16 protein-coding genes are annotated in these 17455 nt (G+C 62.0%); 5 read left to right on the forward strand and 11 right to left on the reverse strand.

The features are described 5' to 3' along the window. Positions 1-45: 45 nt before the first annotated feature. From Q4P21_RS05770 to Q4P21_RS05780, 3 genes are all read right to left on the reverse strand, one after another. Complete coding sequence (locus Q4P21_RS05770; protein WP_303387857.1) at positions 46-741, reverse strand: histidine phosphatase family protein; 696 nt, start codon at positions 739-741, stop codon at positions 46-48. 90 nt (positions 742-831) lie between these two features. Beyond that, a complete protein-coding gene (htpX, locus tag Q4P21_RS05775; protein ID WP_303387858.1) occupies positions 832-1698 on the reverse strand; it encodes a zinc metalloprotease HtpX in 867 nt (288 codons plus the stop codon). 79 nt (positions 1699-1777) lie between these two features. Next, positions 1778-3064 carry an MFS transporter gene (locus tag Q4P21_RS05780; protein WP_303387859.1) on the reverse strand — a complete coding sequence of 429 codons (1287 nt, stop codon included), beginning with the start codon at positions 3062-3064 and terminating at the stop codon, positions 1778-1780. 83 nt (positions 3065-3147) lie between these two features. Here Q4P21_RS05780 and Q4P21_RS05785 point away from each other — a divergent pair, with 83 nt between their 5' ends. Together Q4P21_RS05785 and Q4P21_RS05790 are read left to right on the forward strand one after the other, a co-directional pair. Then, complete coding sequence (locus tag Q4P21_RS05785; protein ID WP_303387860.1) at positions 3148-4050, forward strand: hypothetical protein; 903 nt, start codon at positions 3148-3150, stop codon at positions 4048-4050. Beyond that, positions 4047-4433 carry an ankyrin repeat domain-containing protein gene (locus Q4P21_RS05790; RefSeq protein WP_303387861.1) on the forward strand — a complete coding sequence of 129 codons (387 nt, stop codon included), beginning with the start codon at positions 4047-4049 and terminating at the stop codon, positions 4431-4433. Before Q4P21_RS05785 ends, Q4P21_RS05790 begins: the two co-directional genes overlap by 4 nt. A 130-nt stretch (positions 4434-4563) precedes the next feature. Here Q4P21_RS05790 and Q4P21_RS05795 read toward each other — a convergent pair whose 3' ends face one another. Beyond that, positions 4564-6033: a catalase gene (locus Q4P21_RS05795; RefSeq protein ID WP_303387862.1), complete on the reverse strand. Its 1470-nt coding sequence runs from the start codon at positions 6031-6033 to the stop codon at positions 4564-4566. 5 nt (positions 6034-6038) lie between these two features. Next, positions 6039-6503: a Fur family transcriptional regulator gene (locus Q4P21_RS05800; protein WP_303387863.1), complete on the reverse strand. Its 465-nt coding sequence runs from the start codon at positions 6501-6503 to the stop codon at positions 6039-6041. 152 nt (positions 6504-6655) lie between these two features. Here Q4P21_RS05800 and Q4P21_RS05805 point away from each other — a divergent pair, with 152 nt between their 5' ends. After that, positions 6656-7291 (forward strand): DUF2461 domain-containing protein, encoded by a 636-nt coding sequence (locus Q4P21_RS05805; RefSeq protein WP_303387864.1) that lies wholly within the window; start codon positions 6656-6658, stop codon positions 7289-7291. 17 nt (positions 7292-7308) lie between these two features. Here the strand turns inward: Q4P21_RS05805 and Q4P21_RS05810 are convergent, their stop codons facing one another. Together Q4P21_RS05810 and Q4P21_RS05815 are read right to left on the reverse strand one after the other, a co-directional pair. Further along, positions 7309-8097 (reverse strand): oxygenase MpaB family protein, encoded by a 789-nt coding sequence (locus Q4P21_RS05810; RefSeq protein ID WP_303387865.1) that lies wholly within the window; start codon positions 8095-8097, stop codon positions 7309-7311. Between the two features lie 77 nt (positions 8098-8174). Continuing rightward, the gene (locus tag Q4P21_RS05815) at positions 8175-9590 is read right to left on the reverse strand and encodes an FAD-dependent oxidoreductase (RefSeq protein WP_303387866.1); all 1416 of its coding nucleotides are present in this window, start codon (positions 9588-9590) and stop codon (positions 8175-8177) included. A 225-nt stretch (positions 9591-9815) separates the two neighbouring features. On the opposite strand from Q4P21_RS05815, the gene rarD reads away from it, so the two are divergent. Beyond that, on the forward strand, positions 9816-10778 hold the full coding sequence (gene rarD / locus Q4P21_RS05820) for an EamA family transporter RarD (RefSeq protein WP_303387867.1): 963 nt from the start codon (positions 9816-9818) through the stop codon (positions 10776-10778). A 15-nt stretch (positions 10779-10793) separates the two neighbouring features. On the opposite strand, the gene Q4P21_RS05825 is transcribed toward rarD, so the two are convergent. The 4 genes from Q4P21_RS05825 to Q4P21_RS05840 all read right to left on the reverse strand — a co-directional run bounded on the left by Q4P21_RS05825 (position 10794) and on the right by Q4P21_RS05840 (position 15865). Next, positions 10794-11615: a universal stress protein gene (locus Q4P21_RS05825; protein ID WP_303387868.1), complete on the reverse strand. Its 822-nt coding sequence runs from the start codon at positions 11613-11615 to the stop codon at positions 10794-10796. Between the two features lie 80 nt (positions 11616-11695). Next, on the reverse strand, positions 11696-12622 hold the full coding sequence (locus Q4P21_RS05830; RefSeq protein ID WP_303387869.1) for a hypothetical protein: 927 nt from the start codon (positions 12620-12622) through the stop codon (positions 11696-11698). A 394-nt stretch (positions 12623-13016) separates the two neighbouring features. Then, a complete protein-coding gene (gabT, locus tag Q4P21_RS05835) occupies positions 13017-14378 on the reverse strand; it encodes a 4-aminobutyrate--2-oxoglutarate transaminase (protein WP_303387870.1) in 1362 nt (453 codons plus the stop codon). Between the two features lie 56 nt (positions 14379-14434). Beyond that, a complete protein-coding gene (locus Q4P21_RS05840) occupies positions 14435-15865 on the reverse strand; it encodes a gamma-aminobutyraldehyde dehydrogenase (RefSeq protein WP_303387871.1) in 1431 nt (476 codons plus the stop codon). 141 nt (positions 15866-16006) lie between these two features. On the opposite strand from Q4P21_RS05840, the gene Q4P21_RS05845 reads away from it, so the two are divergent. Next, positions 16007-17455: a PucR family transcriptional regulator gene (locus Q4P21_RS05845; RefSeq protein ID WP_303387872.1), complete on the forward strand. Its 1449-nt coding sequence runs from the start codon at positions 16007-16009 to the stop codon at positions 17453-17455.

The raw sequence follows: 17455 nt of genomic DNA on the forward strand, positions 1-17455 counted from the left end.
ATGTCAGACGCAGCAATGTCTGACGCAGTGGCGGCGCCTGTGCCCTTAGCCGTTTTCATGTCGGTCGACGAGTGCTTCCGTCGTCAGTTCCGCAGTGGGACCGTCCGCATCCAAGCCGGTCAGGCCACCTGCCGGGGCACCGGACCATTGTTGAATCTGCCAGCCTCCGGGTGCCACGCTGCCTTTTGGTTCTCCGTCGAGCACCACAAAACCGGTGTTGGAGAGGTCGTGGAACTGAGTGGACGCCCAGTCCATGTTCATCCCCCGGTGCCCTGCCCAGAAGCGGATCATTGCCCCGTGGCTGACCATGGCTACGGCTTGATGAGCTTGGGCGGCCTCTTCAACCACGGCGTCAAAGCGTTCAAGCACGTCATATCCGGTGTCAGCTCCTGGCATCCGTACCGACAAGTCGCCCGTCAGCCAGGACTTCAGTGCTGCAAGGTACGCCTCGATCGAGGGGATGTCACCCTTCATTTCAAGCTCGCCGGCACTGATCTCGCGCAGCCCGTCCCGCACCAGCGGGTCAAGGCCGCGGGCGGCTGCCAGCGGGGCAGCGGTCAGTGCCGTGCGGGTGAGGTTGGAGATGTAGAGAGCGTCGATGCTCTGCTCGGCAACAGCATTGGGCACCGCAGCGGCCTGCAGTTCGCCCAGCCGGGTCAAACCGGGTCCCGGGACCGCGGTGTCCAGGAGGCTGTGGACGTTGTTGGGTGTCTGGCCGTGCCGGATCAAAATCAGTCGCATGCTTCCATTCTGTCCTATCGGGCTGGGGGCTGCGCGGGAATTGGGGGCCGGTGTGGCGGTTCAAGCGGGGTGCCTCGTCCTGCCGGACAGTCAGGACAGGGTCCTGCCAGCCATCTTTTCCAAGCGTGCAATACGCTGTTCCATCGGCGGATGCGTGGAAAAGAGCTTGGCCGCTCCTGCACCCTTGAACGGGTTGGCGATCATCAGGTGGCTGCTGTTGACCAGGTTTTGCTCTTGCGGCAGGGGTGCCCGCTGAACCCCAAGTTCCAGCTTCCGCAACGCGGAGGCCAAGGCCAGGGGGTCGTCGGTCAGGTGGGCACCGTCCTCGTCCGCATCATATTCACGGGTGCGGCTGATGGCCAGCTGGATCAGGGAGGCAGCCATCGGTGCCAGCAGCGCCATGGCGATCATGGCCAGCGGGTTGGCGTTGCGGCGGTCTCCTCCAAAGAACAGCATCATTTGAGCCACCGAGGTGATGATGCCGGCCACGGCTGCCGCCACGGAGGAGGTGAGGATGTCCCTGTTGTAGACGTGCATGAGTTCGTGCCCCAGCACACCGCGCAGTTCACGCTCATCCAGGAGGTTCAAGATGCCTTCGGTGCAGCACACGGCGGCATTTTTGGGGTTGCGGCCGGTGGCAAAGGCGTTGGGCGCCTGGGTGGGTGAGATGTAGATGGAGGGCATGGGCTGGTTCGCTTTGACGGAGAGTTCACGGACAATCCTGTAGATGCCTGGCGCCTGTGTTTCCGTGACGGGGTAGGCCTGCATGGAGCGGATGGCTATCTTCCCGCTGTTCCAATACCCATAGGCAGTGGTGGCCACGCCAATGAGGGCAAAAATCCACAGTGGCGCGGCACTACCGCTGCCCGCCGCGATGACCGCCCCGATGCCCAACAGCACGGCCCACAAAACGCCAAAGAGTCCCACCGTCTTGAGTCCGTTGTAATGCCTGCGCACTTTCGTGTCCTTTCACTGGCTGCCTGCACACCTTTAAACGCGTCCGCGCGAGTGCTTGTTCCCACCCAGGCTCTCCGGTTCAGGGTTGTGGGTTGCGTGCGTCGTAGCGTAGGAAGCCGCGCTGCCACGATGCAAGCGCCCAGACGGCTGCTATACACAGCAGCCCACCTGCCACGGCGGCCCAGCCTTCGCCCAGCCAGGATCCGGTGGTCCCGGAAAACACATCACCCAGGCGAGGCCCGCCGGTGACCACCACAACAAAAATTCCCTGCAACCGCCCGCGCAGGTGGTCGGGAGTGGCGGATTGCAGGATGGTGGAGCGGAACACGGCACTGACGGTGTCCGCCACGCCTGCTACCACCAGTGCGGCGACGGCGCCAACAAGCCATGGCGAGATCCCGCCGTCGTGCGTGTGGCCGCCCGCTAAAACCGTGCCGCCCAAACCAACAATGGCGGCACCCCACAGCGTGATGGACCAGACCACGGCCAGGCCCTGGCGCCGAATCCCGCCCAGCGGTCCGGAGAACATGGCGGCCAAAAAAGATCCTGCCGCAATGGAGGCCAACAGCAGTCCGGCCGTTTGCTCGCCGCCGCCGAGCCACACCGCGCCGATAGCCGGAAGCAGCGCCCGCGGAAGGGCAAACACCATGGCGCACATGTCCACCAAAAACGTCATGCGCAGGTTCTTCCGGGAGCCCAGGAACGCGAAGCCCTCCAGCACCGACTTGAAGCCGGCGCGTTGCACCGTGCCGCCGTCCGTCCGCGCCAAGGGTGGCAGTGGTGGGAGCTTGAACAGCGCCCACAGCGATGCCGTAAACGTGAGGACGTCGATGGTGTAAGTCCAGCCGTAGCCCACGTTGGCCACTAAAACACCTGCCATCAGGGGCCCAATGGTGGTTCCCAGCCCCATGACGATCATGCTCAGCGCATTGGCCGAGGGCAGCAGCTCAAGGCGCACCAGCCGCGGCACAATGGCACTGCGCGCCGAACCGTTCACTCCGGCCGCCCCGGACTGCACGGCGATGAGCCCGTACAGTAGCCAGACGTTGCCCAGCCCCAGCCAGGCCTGCAGCGCAATGCAGATGGTGACCAGCCACAGGACCGTGGAGGAGCTCAGTGCCACCTTACGGCGATCGTGGGTGTCGGCGATGGCACCGCCGTACAGTCCGGCAAACACCAGCGGCCCCAGCGCGGCCAGTCCCAGCATGCCCACTGACAAGGTGGAGCCGGTGAGGTCATAAACTTCAAGGCTCACGGCCACAACGGTCAGCTGCGTGCCGATGGAGGAGAGCCCGTTGCCCAGCCACAGCCGCCTGAATGCCGGGCTCTCCCGCAGCGGGGTGATGTCGGCAAGGATTCGTGGCACGGATACAGCCTAGTCCGGCCGGGGAATCATCTCCGTTATGCTGGCAACGAAGTCATTGGGCAAGCAGAAATTGGGGGACGCCGATGCCACAGCCACGCAGCCACCTGTGTTCCTCCACGTTCTGGAGTGTTCGGCGCCCCAAATCCACCTTGACGCAGGGCCACTTTGTGCTTCGGCTCAACGACCCCTCACTCGCCTTTGCCGTCGAATCCGCCACTGATCTGCTGCGCTGCTATGGCCATTTGCGCCGTGCCCTGATCGAGCTGAGGGGAGCCACTGCCGCGCAGCTCTACCTGGCTTTGAATTGGCAGCCAGTGGGCGACGCGTTGGGAGAACCTGTCGCGGAGACCTCCACCCCGTCCCTCCACGTCTTCTTCACCTTGCCTGCAAGCACGACGGCGGCCTCCGCACTCTCGCGCCCTGCCCACGAGCGTCCGGCGGTGGGGAACACCGAAGAACTTGACGAGCAGCTCCGCCGCTGGCATGACGGCAGGGTCGCATCCACGCCCAGCCATGGCAAAACTTCTGAACCGGAACAGGGGCCCAAACAGCGTCACGAACTGGAGCAACCTTCTGCCGCGATGCAGGAGCAACACCCGCTGGCGCTTGCCTGGGACTCGCGCGCATTCCACGTCGAACCCTCACGCCAGGCACCCGGCACGCCGTTCCGGGGAGGCCACTGGACGGGCGTCCCACGACAGCCCGTTGCAAGCCTCGATGAGACCTCACCTGCCGCCTTGCTGGAACTGGCTCAAGGGATGGCCGTTCTTGCCTCCCACGCCCAGCCCGCCTTCGCCGGCGTGACCGTGTGGGTCTGCGACGACTGGGTTTCGGCGGCACCGCAAACCTTCCACATCTTCGGCCGCCGGCACGGCGATGCCACACACCAGCTCGCTGCCTTTGTGACGGGCGGTGGCTTGAATGTGCCACTTCCGGAGCCCTGGCACGGAAAAAGCGACGGGCCATCGCCTATTGTGGAGAAATGACCAATAACGCATCCCTCAACGAAGAGCAGACTGCCAAGGTCCTCGCCCTGGCCATGGACCTTGCCCGTGACGGCAAAACCACGGAGCTGGCCGAATTCCTCGACCACGGGCTGGCAATCGATGTCCAGGACCCCGAGGGCAACACCTTGCTGATGCTCGCCGCCTACAAGGGGAAGGCTGAAACCGTGGCCGAGCTGCTGGAGCGCGGCGCCAACGTGGACATCCGCAACGGCCGCGACCAGTCCCCGCTGGCCGGTGCCTTGTTCAAGGGCGAGGACGCCGTCTCCGCTCTCCTGATCGCCGCAGGTGCCGACCTCGACGCCGGAACCCCCTCCGCGCGAGCCGCAGCGGCCATGTTTGGCCGCGAACACCTGCTGGGATAGTACCTGCTCCCCGCCACTCCCTCTCCCCCAACCCCATTCGGGGCTTAACGAACGACGGCGGCACCCGGCCCACGCTGAACGCGTGAGTCGGGTGCCGCCGTCGTACTTGGCAGTGGTACTTGTCTAAGGACTAGGCCTTGGACGCCTGGTGGGCTTCGATGGCCGCACGTACACCGGCACCGTAGGCCGGATCAGCCTGGGTGCAGTTGAAGATGTGGCGCTCGATGGTGGCCTGTGAAGCTCCGTCGATGGCGCGCGCGGTGTTCTCGAAGAGCACCTGGCGCTGGGCGTCGTCCATCTTCTCGCGGAACAGGATGCCGGGCTGCTCGAAGTAGTTGGCATCGTCTTCGCGGAAGTTGAAACGGTCTGCAGTGGCACCAATGGCCAACGCCGGATCGGCGTACGCAGGCTGCTCGGCCCAACGGCCGTAGGAGTTCGGCTCGATGCCGGGGGTGCGGCCCTGGTTGCCATCAACGCGGCCCTGACCGTCACGGTGGTATGTGTTGGCAGTGGGGTTCTTCGGTGCGTTCACCGGGATCTGGTGGTGGTTCACACCGAGGCGGTAACGCTGGGCGTCACCGTAGGAGAACAGGCGGCCCTGGAGCATGCGGTCCGGGGAGAAGCTGATGCCCGGAACCACGTTGGCGGGTGCGAAAGCAGCCTGCTCGACGTCGGCATGGTAGTTCTCAGCGTTGCGGTTCAGTTCCCACTCGCCAACCTCGATCAGCGGGTAGTCTTCCTTGCTCCAGATCTTGGTGAGGTCGAACGGGTGGTACTTGTAGGTCTCTGCATCTGCTTCGGGCATGATCTGAACCATGAGCTTCCACTTGGGGAAGTCGCCGTTCTCGATCGAGTCGAAGAGGTCGCGCTGATGTGACTCGCGGTCCGAACCAACCAGTGCAGCCGATTCTGCGTCAGTCAGGTTCTTGATGCCCTGCTGGGTGCGGTGGTGGAACTTGACCCAGAAACGCTCACCTTCGGCGTTGATCAGGGAGAAGGTGTGTGAGCCGAAGCCGTGCATGTGGCGGTAGCTGGCCGGGATGCCGCGGTCGGACATGACGATCGTGACCTGGTGCAGGGACTCGGGGAGGTTGGTCCAGAAGTCCCAGTTGTTCTCGGCGCTGCGCATGTTGGTGCGCGGGTCGCGCTTGACGGCGCGGTTCAGGTCGGGGAACTTCAACGGGTCGCGGAAGAAGAACACGGGGGTGTTGTTGCCCACCAGGTCCCAGTTGCCCTCATCGGTATAGAACTTCAGCGAGAAGCCGCGGATGTCGCGCTCGGCGTCGGCTGCGCCGCGCTCGCCGGCGACCGTGGAGAAACGAGCAAACATTTCAGTCTGCTTGCCGACCTCGGAGAAGATGTTCGCCTTGGTGTACTTGGAGATGTCATTGGTGACCGTGAACGTTCCGAAGGCGCCTGAGCCCTTGGCGTGCATGCGGCGCTCGGGGATGACCTCGCGGCTGAAGTGAGCCAGCTTCTCAAGGAACCAGACATCCTGCAACAGCAGCGGACCACGGGGTCCGGCGGTGAGGCTGTCCTGGTTGTTGGCAACTGGTGCGCCTGCGGCGGTGGTCAGCGGCGCGGTGTTTTCGATAGTCATGTTTACTATTCGCTCCTTGCGGTAGTGAGATCTTGTTCGTTCAGAAGTCTTTTGCTTGCGCAGTCCGGGCAAGTGCCCCAGTAGATGACCTCGGCTTCATCAATGCTGAAACCGTGGTTGTTGGAGGCGCGCAGACAGGGTGCGTGGCCGACAGCGCAGTCGACGTCGGCAATGTCCCCACAGGTTCGGCACACAACGTGGTGGTGGTTGTCTCCCACCCTCGTTTCAAAGCGTGCCGGTGATCCTGCTGGTTCAATGCGGTGCACCAAGTTTGCCTCGACAAGTGCTGCCAAGACGTCATAGACGGCCTGCTTGGAAACGCTGCCCAACTCATTGCGCACCGCACCAATAATGGTGTCGGCATCGGCATGGGGATTGGAGCTGACCGTGTCCAGAACGGCAAGCCGGGGTCGCGTCACGCGCAGTGACACTGCCCGCAACATCTCTTCCGACCGCTGTTTGGTGACCATGTGTCAATTATGCAGGGTTTTCTGGACTCAGTCCAATTAGGCGGACCTAAGCGGACGTGCTCCGTCCTGCACAGGTGGGCCGCTGCGGCTACTTGCCCACAGATGTTGTCGCGGCCGTAGCGGCTGTTTCATCATGTCCCTAGGCTCAAGCCATGAACACGTTTACCGGGATTCCACCCGCGGCCCTCGAGTTCTATGCCGCTTTGGAACAGCACAACAACAAGGACTGGTGGCTGGGGCACAGGGACGCGTACGACGCCGATGTGCGCCTGCCGCTGTTGGCCCTTCAAAGCAGTTTGCTGCCCAGGTTTGGGCCAGGCAAGCTCTTCCGGCCCCACCGGGATGTGCGGTTCGCTGCGAACAAGGCGCCGTACAAAACCGCACAGGGCATGTTCTGCTCAAACTATGGGGAGGTGGGGTTCTACCTGCAGCTAGATGCTTCTGGGCTACTGCTGGGCGGCGGCTGCCATTCCTTCCCTCCTGCACAGCTGTCCCGGTACCGTGCCGCCGTGGATGCCGCTGCAAGCGGATTGGCACTGGCGTCCATCGTTGCGGAGCTGGCTGGTACCGGATTCAGCGTTGAGGGTCAAGCCCTGAAGACCGTGCCGAGCTACTTCTCCAAGGACCACCCGCGTGCCGAACTTCTGAAGCACAAGACGCTGAGTGCCTCAATCCGGTTGGAGCACTCCGAATGGTTGCATACCGTGGAAGCGTCGGAGCGAATCTCCGTGCAGTGGGAGCTGCTGCGCCCGCTCGTCGATTGGTTGCTGCGTTACGCCGCCCCGTAGTGAGACGGGTATGCGAGTTAGGCGGGAATGTGCTTGAGGTAGTAGTGCATGGGCGCATGACGCACCTTCTCGGGCACGAGGGGAACCAGTTTTGCGGCACTTCCGAAGAAGAGTCGCAGGAGCCAGTCGCTGCGTGGAGACCATGTCAGGGCGTACATCTGGCGCACGTGAGGCGGGAGCATGCCTGCAGTCAAAAACCGTGCAAGCGGCATGGCAGCCCTGATCCACCAAGGTGCGGCTCTGGCCGCCAGCAGTTCAGCGGCCACCGCCCGGACGGTGTCATCCACGTGCAACCGTGCCAGCTGATCTTCCCAATACACGGCAAAGTCGGCTCGTGACTCGGGCCAGAGTTCCGCCGGCATGCCCAGCGCCGTTCCCAGCACCGCGTAGCTGCGATACACGGATTCCGCGTCGCTCTCGGAAAGTGCGGGGAACACGACGTCGTACGTCTGACAGGCTGATTCGTAAAGTGTCGCAGCCACCCACAGTTGAAGGTGCGGGTCGGCGGCACTATAGGCAGGCACGTCGCCTGACGCTGCCGCCTTGACAGGCAGATGGGATCGTTGCACCTGCCGTTGCACTGTTTTCCGCTGCCCTGCGGTGCCGTTGCTCAGCGCATAGATGTAGGCCAGTGTGCCATGGAAACGCTTAAGCGGATCGCTGGCAAAGTTTGAATGCCGCGCCACCCCGTGCCCCACGGCAGGGTGGGCAAGCTGTAGCAGAATGGCACGGCCGGCCCCGGCGAGCAGCACCGATTCCGGTGCCACGTCCGCCAGGGTCATGGGTGTTGCCTTGTTCGCGTTCACGCTGCCAAGAATCTCATGTCGGAGGAGTTGAGCCGGCACAGCTCACTTTTCACGCTCTGCATGCCGCCCAACCTGGACTACTTTTTGGAGATGTTCACCATTTGCTCGCGCTCCACAACCTTGATGCGCTCGCGGTTGACCTCAATACCGGGTTTCGGCTCGTAGCTAGCACCCAAATGCTTCTCGTGGGCGTCGAGCTTGTTCCAGCCCTCCCACGTGGTGAATTCAATGCCACGCGATTCGAGCAGCTCGAGGATTTCGCCCTCACCAGGATGTTCCGGGACGGGCAGGTTGAGCCTGTCCTCAAGCAGGCACCCGATGGTCTCCAGCGCATCCCCTTTGGTGCTGCCAATCAAACCGATCGGCCCCCGCTTGATCCAGCCCGTCGCGTAGAGGCCCGGCACCTGGGTGCCGTCAACGCCCAGCACGCGTCCGCCGTCGTTCGGGATGATGCCGCGGCGGGCATCAAAATGCACCTCCGGCAATTCCGAACCCAGGTATCCGACCGCGCGGTACACGGCCTGGACGGGATAGTCGATGAACTCACCAGTGCCGCGCGCATTGCCCGTGCCGTCGAGTTTGTTGCGTTCAAAGCGAATGCCGGAGACGTGCCCGTCAGTTCCGGTGATTTCCACGGGCGTGTGCAGGAAGTGCAGGTGAAGGCGGCGGGACGCGGCAACCCGGTTGGGGTCATGCTCTTCGGCCAGCCAGTTGGTGAGCGTATTGACCATGATCTTGACCTGGTTGTTGCTCTTGACCGCGGCATCGGAGGCCTCATCAAAGTCAAAGTCGTCGTCGTAGAGGACAATGTCCACATCGCGAGACTGGCTTAGTTCACGCAGCTCCAGCGGTGTGAACTTGACCTGAGCGGGCCCGCGGCGGCCAAAGATGTGCACATCCGTCACCGGGGAAGATTTCAGGCACGCATACACGTTCTCCGGAATCTCGGTCGAGAGCAGGTCATCGGCGTGCTTGGACAACACGCGTGCCACGTCCAGCGCCACATTGCCGTTTCCAATGACAGCCACTTCCTTGGCTTCCAACGGCCATTCCCGCGGCACGTCAGGGTGGCCGTCGTACCAGGAGACAAAGTCGGCTCCTCCGTATGACCCTTCCAACTCAATACCGGGGATGTCCAGCTCCGCGTCCTTCGTGGCCCCTGTGGCAAAAATGACGGCATCGTAGAACGAGCGGAGATCGGCCAGGGCAACGTCCCTGCCATAGGTGACATTGCCGAAGAAGCGGATGTCCCCGCGGTCCAGCACCTTGTGAAGAGCGTTGACAATGCCCTTGATGCGGGGGTGGTCAGGCGCCACGCCATAGCGGATCAAGCCGTAGGGTGCCGGTTGAGACTCGAAGATGTCGATGCGGACTTGAACCTCACCGCCGGCGACTTCCTGGGACTTCGTTAAAATGTCTGCTGCATAGACACCTGCCGGGCCGGACCCAATAATGGCGACACGGAAGGGACGGGCAACGCTCGAGTTAGCCAAGAAGAGGGTCCTTTCGAACGGTGAACCGCAACATCATGGAACGATCGTTGCGTGCGGGACGCGAATTAAGCACTGTTTTCATAGTCTAATTGGCAACCCGCTGCACGGGTAAGGGCCCGCGATTGAAAGTGACGAATCACTCACCGCGGCCAGACAGCGGCACTACCGTGGCTTTTAACCTACATCAGTGTTGTTATGGAGTTTGTGACACTTCGCAAACCTCGAATGAATAGTGCCTCCGGCAAGCAAAAGAAGGCACCAAAGCCGGCCCGATCCACTGCCGCCTCCGGTGTGCTCTATGGGGTGGGAGCCTACGGTATTTGGGGCATGCTGCCCATCTATTTCATCTTGCTCGCACCCGCAAACAGTGTGGAAATTGTTGCCAACCGTGTGGTGTGGTCAGTGATTTTCTGTGCCCTCATCATCACCGCCGGCAAGGGGTGGCGGAAATTCGCCACAGCGGTGCGCAACCGGCGCATCGTGTCCACCTTGGCCGTCGCCGGCGTGCTCATCGTCATCAACTGGCTCACATACGTGTTTGCCGTGACCACCGGCAGCGCGATCGAAGCGGCCCTTGGCTACTTCATCAACCCGCTGGTCTCCGTACTCATCGGCGTGGTGGTCCTCAAGGAAAAACTGCGCCCCCTCCAATGGATGGCCGTGAGTGTTGGTTTTGTTGCCGTTGTCGTGTTGACGGTCAGTTACGGCAAACTGCCCTGGATTGCCTTGGTGCTGGCTCTCAGTTTCGGCAGCTACGGCTTCGTCAAGAACCGGATGGGTGGCAAGGTTGACGCCATCACCAGCCTGAGCATTGAGACGGCCGTGCTCACCCCCTTCGCCATCACCGCGATGTTGGTGCTGGCCGCGATCGGCCAGACAACATTGACCGGCATGGGAGCCGGCCACTTTTGGCTGCTTGCCGCCTCCGGCATCATTACGGCCGTCCCCTTGCTGTTCTTCGGCGCTTCCGCCAGCAGGCTCTCCATGACGGGGATCGGGCTGCTGCAGTTCATGACTCCGCTGATCCAGTTCGTCGTGGCCATAGTCGTTCTTGGTGAACACATGGGCCTGGAGCGCTGGATTGGATTCGCCATAGTTTGGTTGGCGCTGGCCATCCTCATCACAGACATGTTGTGGAATTTCCGGCGCAACGTTCGGCTGCGGAAGTTTGTCCTTCTCCAAGACTAAGAGAAGGGCACCACCCTAGATCCCCTGCCGTTGGAAGTCTCGTGGGACAACCACCATGGGCACCGGTAGGGCACGCAGAATCTTGTTGGCGGTGGACCCTAGGAAGATCTTCCTGTTTTCCGCCAACCTGCTGGAGCCGACAACAACGAGTTCGCCGGATTTCCAACCAATCCCGTCGATGGCTTCCTCAATATTGCGTCCGTGAGCGAGCGTGACGGTGACCTTTGTGTCTGGCAGTTTCGCCGCTGCCTTCGCCAAGACCGTGTTCGCGTGTTGCTTGGCCGGGCTCAAGGCATTGTCCAAATCAAAGTCGGACTGTTCCGTCTGGTCAATTTCGACCACCGAAACCAGCCGCAGCGGAACATTGCGTCTGCCCGCAGCCGTGGTGCCCACGTCAAGGACGGCCTGCCACCCCTCCCGCATTCCCGTCATGACCGTGAGCCGGGTCAGCGGATCCCTGCGGTTGTATCCCCGGGGGGCCAAGGCCACCGGAACCGGGGAGGCATGCAAAAGCCCATTGGCCACTGAACCGACGGTAAACCGTTTGAAAAGACCGTTGCTGGCAGCACCCACCACAATCAGGGCCGCTTGATCCTCCTTGGCCGCGGCGATGAGGCCATGCACAAAGGAATCTGCGACTCTTGTGGAAAATGTGGCCGTCACATCGTCGGGCACCATTAGCAGCGCCTGCTTCTGCATTTCTGCGTCCGGCGACTTGCTGCCGTGAACAACATGGACAAGATGCAGCTCAGCGCCTTGGGTCCTGGCCACGACACCGGCGAGTGCAACGGCGTCGGCGCCTCGCTCATCGGGGCGGTATCCAACGATGTATTTCATGCTTTCAACCCTTCTTTGGGTGGCACGGCGTGCCGGATTCCCCGGTTATCCGCTTGTACCACTGACTGTACAGCCCGTCCCTACTGCCGAACAGGGGCCGGTGAGCGCTGTTTCACAACCGTTGCCTGCTCCCTGGAATCCATGGCAAATTCAGATTCAAGGTCATCCTCAAAATCGCCACGAACCCGTGGTTGAGCCACGATTCGAGCCACTGCTGCACACAAAAGCGCAGCCGCAGCCACGGTGAGTAGCTGCGGTGAGGCTTGGTTCCAATATTGCATCCAGGACTGCAGCTGGATCTGCTGGTCTCCCTGCATGATGACGTCCGGCTGGCCTGTCGCCGGAAACAGCTGCATCGAAAATGTGCCCAGCAGGCCCGCAACCAGCAGAACTGCGGCCGCACCCAGTGCCGCTGCACCCGAAGTTCTCCCGTTCGGGCGCACCACCACCAAGGCAGCGAGGATACCCAATGCAAGCAGGATCAGCGGATTGATGGACATGTTGAGAATGTATGGCCATTCAATAACAAACTCAGCGTCGTTGGACTGTTGGCTCTGCGAGTAGAACTGGTCCACAAAGATGCGTGTTGATGCGAGAGCAAGCCACGCCAGCGCACTCGCAACCAAACCCAGCACCAGAACTACCGCACGCAGCCAGTGCGACCACCGCGTATAGTGCCGGGCACCCATCAGCAGCAGAAAGGAGAGCGCGGCAGCTCCGGGAACCAAGATCCACACCCCGTTGCCCACGAGGGCAATGCCCCAAGGCACCACCATCGGACCATGAAACTCATCCGAGGCAGTCGTTCTTGCCGTGGGCAACAGGAACTGCGCCGTCCAGCAGAACAGGCCGGCCGCAATGACCAGCACGGACGCTGCAAGTCCCTGCCGCCACGCCCTTCCGTTCCAATGCCGCACGGGGTCAGTGCCTGCGGTTGAGTTCGCCACAACTCTGTCTGAACTCCGCTGCTTGTCTGAAATCGACGGCCGGTTTGTCTCAACGCTCATTGCCACAGAGCCTTGAGAATCTCCTTCCGGTGCCGGCGCATGCTCGGGCGTCTCCAATGCGGCGGATACAGCTTCCGCCGCGAGTTTCGAATCTCCTTCAACGGGAAGCCCGTCTCCCCCTGGCTGAAACATTGCAGGGTACCGCTTATCAAATTCCAAGTTGCCCATCCCACCGTGCTGTCCGGTCCAAGAGAATATTGCTCCCAGCCTACCCAGCACTGCATCCAAGCCGCGTCTGCATGGCTTGGGAGCGGCACCTCCAATATCCCAACGCCAATACCCACCGTTCTCGGCAGTGAAGGGGCCACCTTGCCACCTGACCGCGAAGAAACGCCGTCATGGCAAGGTGGCCCCTTCATCAAGAAACCAAGGCTCTTTGAACCCGCAACAAGTGCTAGACGGCGGTGCGGATTGCCTCACACAGGACGTCGAGGCCGTCTGCGAGCAGTTCCTCGCTGATGACCAGCGGCGGAAGCAGCCGGATCACGTTGCCGTAGGTGCCGCAGGTCAGGATGATGACCCCAGCCTGAAGACAGGCGGCTGCGATCGCCTTGGCAGCCTCGGCGTTGACTTCCTTGGTGGTATTGGCGGTGCCGGGCTTCACCAGTTCAATGGCCATCATGGCTCCGCGGCCGCGGATGTCACCGATGATGCTTGCCTCGCCCATTTCCGTAACGAGTGCCTCGAAACGGTCTGTCACGATCTTCTCGATGGTCTGGGCACGGCCGTTGAGGTCGTACTCCTTCATCGACTTGATCGCAGCCAGCGATGCAGCGCAGGCGAGCGGGTTGCCACCGTAGGTTCCACCAAGGCCACCGGGGTGCACGGCGTCCATGAGGTCGGCGCGGCCGGTGATGGCGGAGAGCGGCAGTCCTCCAGCGATGCCCTTGGCCATGGTGATAATGTCCGGGACCACTCCTTCGTGCTGGCTGGCGAACCATTCGCCCGTACGGCAGAAACCGGACTGGACCTCATCGGCGATGAAGACGACACCGTTTTCCTTGGCCCAGTTGGCCAGCGTCGGCAGGAAGCCGTCCGCAGGGACAATGAAGCCGCCTTCGCCCTGGATGGGTTCGATCAGGATGGCGGCCACGGAGGCGGCACCGATCTGTTTTTCAATCATGCTGATGGCGCGGCGTGCGGCATCCTGGCCCTTGATCTCTGATTCCTCGCGGTACGGGTAGCTCATCGGCACGCGGTAGATCTCAGGGGCGAACGGGCCGAAGTTCGTCTTGTACGGCATGGCTTTGGCGGTCAGCGCCATAGTCAGGTTTGTGCGGCCGTGGTAGGCGTGGTCGAAGGCGACAATGGCATCGCGGCCAGTGGCCAGACGCGCCACCTTCACGGCGTTCTCCACCGCTTCGGCGCCAGAGTTGAACAGCACGGTGCGCTTCTCATGCGTGCCGGGGGTGAGAGCGTTCAGCTCTTCGGCGACTGCCACGTAGCTTTCGTAGGGGGTGACCATGAAGCACGTGTGGGTGAAGTGGCCCACCTGCTCACGGACTGCTTCCACCACGTTGGCGTCGGAGGCGCCCACTGAGGTGACGGCGATGCCTGAGCCCAGGTCGATGAAGGAGTTGCCATCCACATCGGTGATGATGCCGCCGTCGGCGTCGGCAACGTACACCGGGACGCTGGAGGCCACACCGCCTGCCACAACTGCCTTGCGGCGGGCATCGAGTTCCACGGACTTCGGACCCGGGAAGGTCCCCAAAATCTGGCGCTTTTGGGCAAGGCGGTACTGAATATCTGTCATGATATTCCTTTCAACGTGGTCAAAATGGGAACTGCGAAGTGGCAAGCCGAGGCGTTTTAGGCCTCCAGATTGCTCATGACATGCTTGATGCGCGTGTAGTCTTCGACGCCGTAGATGGACAGGTCCTTGCCGTAGCCGGACTGCTTGAACCCGCCGTGCGGCATCTCTGCGGTGAGCATGATGTGGGTGTTGATCCACACGGCACCGAAATCCAGGTCGCGGGAGACGCGCATGGCAACACCGTGATTTGAGGTCCACACACTGGAAGCAAGGGCATACTCGACGTCGTTGGCCATCTCGACCGCTTCTTCTTCCGTCTTGAAGCTTTGGACTGTGATGACGGGACCAAACGTTTCCTGCTGCACAATGTCATCGGTCTGCTTCACGCCATCAACCACCGTGGCTTCAAAGAAGAAGCCTTTGTCGCCCACACGCTTGCCACCGGTCACAACGGTTGCGTAGTCGGGGATGTTCTCCACAACCTTCACCACCTGGTTGAAGTGGTTCACGTTGTTCAGCGGGCCGAAGTAGTTCTTGGTGTCGTCCTCAAGGCCGGTTTCCAGCCCCTTGGTCGCCGTGGCCAGGGCCGAGACGAACTCGTCGTGGGCTGACTCTTCCACCAGTACGCGGGTGATGGCGGTGCAGTCCTGGCCGGCGTTGAAGAAGGAGTACTCGGCGATTTCCTGGGCCGTCTTGCCCAGGTTGGCGTCGGCGAAAACAATGGCCGGAGCCTTGCCCCCAAGTTCCAGGTGTGCGCGCTTGAGTCCCTTGGCTGCACCTGTGGCAACGGCAATGCCTGCCCGGACCGATCCGGTGATGGAGACCATGGCAGGAGTTTTGTGTTCAACCATGGCAGCGCCCGTGCCACCGTTGCCCAACACGAAGTTCAGCACCCCGGCAGGGACAATGCCCTTGGTGATGTCGGCAAACACCAGCGTGCTTTCCGGCGTGGTGTCACTTGGTTTGAGCACCACGGTGTTGCCTGCGGCCAGAGCTGGGCCGATCTTCCAGATGAGCATGAGGAACGGGTAGTTCCACGGCGTCACCTGGGCAATGACGCCCACAGGTTCACGACGCACGTACGAGGTGAAGTTTTCCATGTACTCACCGGCGGAGCGGCCCTCCATGAGGCGTGCCGCACCGGCAAAGAAGCGGAGTTGGTCGGCGCCTGCAGCCACTTCTTCGGAGGCGATCATGGCCTTGACTTGGCCGGTGTTGCGGTGCTGGGCCTCGACGAGTTCATCGCTGCGAGCCTCCACGGCGTCGGCAAGTTTGAGCAGCACGCTTTGGCGCTGGCTCGGTGTGGCATGCTTCCACGTCTTGAACGCAGTGGCCGCGGCTTCCATGGCAGCATCCACGTCGGCTTGGCTGGAGATGGGCGCCTTCGCCACAATCTCGCCATTGCTGGGATTGACCAGGTCAAGGGAATTTGTCCCCGTAACGGGAACGAACTCACCATTGATGAAGTTCTGCAAGGTTTGGACCACGGTGTTCAACCTCTTTAGCTCGATGTGGGCGCCGCGGATTCAACGCCGTATATGGGCCAGCCTAAGCCAGCATGCATAGCAAAGAGAATGGCCAAGTGCACCATGGCCATTGTGCGCATAGTGCGTTTGTATAGTTATGGCATGGCACTTTCCTTGGCAGACCTGCTTGTCACTCCCGGCTTGTCCCTGAAGAACATGGGATCGGTGCGGACTCCGCTCACGACCGCGATCGACTGGGTCGCCGTCACCGAGCTGGAGAATCCGCAATCGTTCCTCAGCGGTGGGGAGCTCGTGCTGACCACCGGAGCCCGGCAGGGCACCGCCGACGCACAGCGTTCCTTCGTTCGGCAGATCAAGCGTGCGGGCGCCGTCGGTATTGGTTTTGGCATTGGGTTCGAGCATGATTCAGTGCCGGCAGCCCTGCTGGCCGAGGCAAACCGTTGGGCGGTTCCGGTGGTGGAGGTCCCATACAGCACCCCTTTTATCGCCATTGGCAAGCTCGTTGCCGACGCCCGGTCATCGGATCACTTCACCAAGCTCGAGCGGTTGCTGCGCGAGCACCAGCTGCTGGCGCGGGCGCTGCTCACCGGCGGTGGGCTGCCGGCCTTGCTGAAAAAACTGGCCGCCATGGTTGCAGCAGATCTTGTGGTCACCCAGTATGGTGCCGAAGTTGCTGCCACAGCTCCGGGCGCTACCCCGGACGACGGCGATTGGCATGCAGTTGCGCTGGCCACGGGCAAGCGCGACTCCAGCACGTTGTGGCTGCGCAAGCCCTTCCACGACGACGGGATTCTCGACTACGCACGCGGGCTTATCAGCATTGAACTGAACAACTTGGTGCAACGCAGGCAAAGTGCACGGCAGATCGCCGGCCAGGCCATCTCCGACATCATCCGCGGCACGCTGGACGCCGCAGACTCCGCTGCACGCCTGGAAAATCTTGGCATTGCCCCGGCTGCCAAGAATTTTGTGCTGCTGGTAGGCACCGACGAAGGAAAGTTTGCCACCATCTCCTCCATGCCGCTGCCGGCAGGGTTGGATTCAGCAGTAGCCGCCACAACCCACACGGAAGGCCGGCAGGAACTGCTGCTTGTAGTACCCACCCAGGCCGGTGACCCCGCCAGTCTGGGCCGGGCGTTGAGCCACCAGATGCACAATGTTGGCGTTTCAGCACCGGTGGGGATTGGCGGCTCGTATTCCCAAGCCAACGGCCTGCGTTGGAGCTACTTTGAGGCACGGGAGGCTGCCACACGGGGCTTGGAGGTCAATGTTCCGGAAAGGCTGAGCCTGACATCGCTGCTGTTGGCCAGCGAGGACGTGCCCATGGCTGATATGGCCGCTGAAGCCTTGGGTCCGCTCATCACCTTCGATGCAACCCACGGCGCCGACTTGGTTGACACCTTGGAAACGTACTTACGGCTCAATGGTTCAGTGGCAGCCGTGGCAGAAGCCCTGGCCCTGCACCGAAACACGGTCCGCTACCGGCTGACCCAAATTGCGGAACTCACCGGATACGATCCGGCGCTGACGCCTGACCGCGTGCAGTTGTGGCTTGCCTTGGCCGTGCGTAGATTGTCACCGCCAGCCTGA

Origin of the sequence: Arthrobacter sp. (assembly GCF_030540645.1) — a bacterium.
GTDB lineage: Bacteria > Actinomycetota > Actinomycetes > Actinomycetales > Micrococcaceae > Specibacter.

What these genes read in the sequence shown, in the direction of transcription:
- Q4P21_RS05830 (WP_303387869.1), bottom strand. Translation starts at nt 12,622, where the DNA reads ATGAGCGTTGAGACAAACCGGCCGTCGATTTCAGACAAGCAGCGGAGT.
- rarD (WP_303387867.1), top strand. Translation starts at nt 9,816, where the DNA reads ATGAATAGTGCCTCCGGCAAGCAAAAGAAGGCACCAAAGCCGGCCCGA.
- Q4P21_RS05845 (WP_303387872.1), top strand. Translation starts at nt 16,007, where the DNA reads ATGGCACTTTCCTTGGCAGACCTGCTTGTCACTCCCGGCTTGTCCCTG.
- gabT (WP_303387870.1), bottom strand. Translation starts at nt 14,378, where the DNA reads ATGACAGATATTCAGTACCGCCTTGCCCAAAAGCGCCAGATTTTGGGG.
- Q4P21_RS05805 (WP_303387864.1), top strand. Translation starts at nt 6,656, where the DNA reads ATGAACACGTTTACCGGGATTCCACCCGCGGCCCTCGAGTTCTATGCC.
- Q4P21_RS05795 (WP_303387862.1), bottom strand. Translation starts at nt 6,033, where the DNA reads ATGACTATCGAAAACACCGCGCCGCTGACCACCGCCGCAGGCGCACCA.
- Q4P21_RS05785 (WP_303387860.1), top strand. Translation starts at nt 3,148, where the DNA reads ATGCCACAGCCACGCAGCCACCTGTGTTCCTCCACGTTCTGGAGTGTT.
- Q4P21_RS05825 (WP_303387868.1), bottom strand. Translation starts at nt 11,615, where the DNA reads ATGAAATACATCGTTGGATACCGCCCCGATGAGCGAGGCGCCGACGCC.
- Q4P21_RS05800 (WP_303387863.1), bottom strand. Translation starts at nt 6,503, where the DNA reads ATGGTCACCAAACAGCGGTCGGAAGAGATGTTGCGGGCAGTGTCACTG.
- Q4P21_RS05770 (WP_303387857.1), bottom strand. Translation starts at nt 741, where the DNA reads ATGCGACTGATTTTGATCCGGCACGGCCAGACACCCAACAACGTCCAC.
- Q4P21_RS05790 (WP_303387861.1), top strand. Translation starts at nt 4,047, where the DNA reads ATGACCAATAACGCATCCCTCAACGAAGAGCAGACTGCCAAGGTCCTC.